Annotated in this window: 2 protein-coding genes; one reads left to right on the top strand and one right to left on the bottom strand. The window is 62.4% G+C overall.

What is annotated here, in order from left to right; genetic code table 11:
- Window positions 1-294 precede the first annotated feature (294 nt).
- Window positions 295-723, bottom strand: coding sequence for a hypothetical protein (locus AC1DUU_RS31665; protein WP_476787258.1), 429 nt, complete (start codon window positions 721-723; stop codon window positions 295-297).
- A 168-nt stretch (window positions 724-891) separates the two neighbouring features.
- On the opposite strand from AC1DUU_RS31665, the gene AC1DUU_RS31660 reads away from it, so the two are divergent.
- On the top strand, window positions 892-1,534 hold a 643-nt coding region (locus AC1DUU_RS31660), incomplete at its 3' end, for a UbiD family decarboxylase domain-containing protein (RefSeq protein ID WP_476787257.1).

Genomic DNA, 1,534 nt, shown 5'->3' with positions numbered 1-1,534 from the left:
CAGAAAGCTTGCGGCTCTGTGTTCACCAAGCCGATCGAACAATTGCGGCCTGCGTCGGGCGAGCCCGCGCAGGGAAAATGTCAGCAGCGGCCCTAGCGGCAACCCGGCAATACTTGGGAATAGGTGCCGGGCGAACCCAGGCAATTCTCCTTCAACGGCTTTCGTTGCCACCCGACACTCCATGTTATTTGTCGCACATTGACCGGAGTGTCATAGGCGCGGGACCGGAGTGCTTGTTTGTCGGGGAACAAAGAGGAGCGCGAATTTTTCTAATTCGCGCGCCTGCACCACAAGCTAGCTATGTGCCTCGTTGCCATGGAGCTTTGCCATCTCGTCGAAGCTGTCGCGGTTCGGGCAGAACTCGCGATAGCGCTTGGCGAAACTGGCTGCAGTGAGCTGGTCGGAACAGTGACTGCGCTGGCTGCACATCATGCAGGTGCGTCGCATGTCGCGGTTCCATCCGGCATACAGGGTCGCGAAAGCGTCCGGATCGACGCCAACCGACTGCATGGCCTCGGGGAGCAGGATRGTGGACGCGAAGGTGTGCCGCATGGCGATGGCGAGATCAGCGCGCGTCAGGCCGCATTCGCCGAGAACACGCTCACCTTCCTGGCGCCCGAGAGCATTGATCTCTCGTATGGCCGCGCGTCGCTGTTTCCAGTCCTTGTAGGCCAGAACCGCGGAATGCCACACTTCCCAACTTTCCGGTGCCGGAATGCTCATGACGCTTTCCTCCTCGTCCAAGAATGCGGCGGACACCAAAACCGCCACTTGACCGTTTCGTACTGGAAACGCCGTGCCTGTTCTTTGTCCTGGATCAAAGTTGGCCATGGATCGACATGGGATAGGAGCCGCGTCCGCAGTTCCGGACGGACCGGATCGCCTTCAACCATGCACCAGCGCAGTCTTCAGCCGTTTTCCAGCCTCGCTTCCTTTATTGACCATCTCCAGGGCCAAGGTGACGTTCAGCAGCTCAGCAGCCCCGTCTCCACGCAGCTTGAAATGACCGAGATACATCGTCGTGTCATCGCGGCAGGCGGGCCGGTGCTGCGCTTTGCAACGCCAATGACGGCCAATGGCAACGCCTCGACCATGCCGGTCGTGACCAATCTGTTCGGCACTTGTGAACGTGTCGCGGCAGGCCTCGGCACCACGCGCGAAGGCCTTTCCACGCTCGGCGCGCTGTTGGCGTGGATGAGGGCGCCCCAGGCACCGCGAACACTTGGCGAGGCGCGCTCGCTCCTGCCTGCCGCCCGCGGCGCACTGACGGCGCGGCCCAAGATCGTCACCGCTCCTGCAGGGTGGCACGACATGGAACCGGATTTTTCGCAGCTTCCAGTCCAGACCTGCTGGCCCGAGGATGCCGGGCCACTCATCACCTGGCCGGTGGTTGTTACCCGCTCACCGGGAGACGACGATCCGGCTGCCTACAATCTCGGCATCTACCGCATGCAGGTGCTCGACCGCGATCGCGCCATCGTGCGCTGGCTGCCGATGCGGGGCGGTGCGGCGCATCATCGGCAGTGGGCGGCAA

The organism is Aminobacter sp. P4_H6_2 (assembly GCF_056400805.1).
The sequence above is the reverse complement of the archived record's forward strand: the minus strand, read 5'-3'. Positions and strand labels throughout refer to the sequence as shown.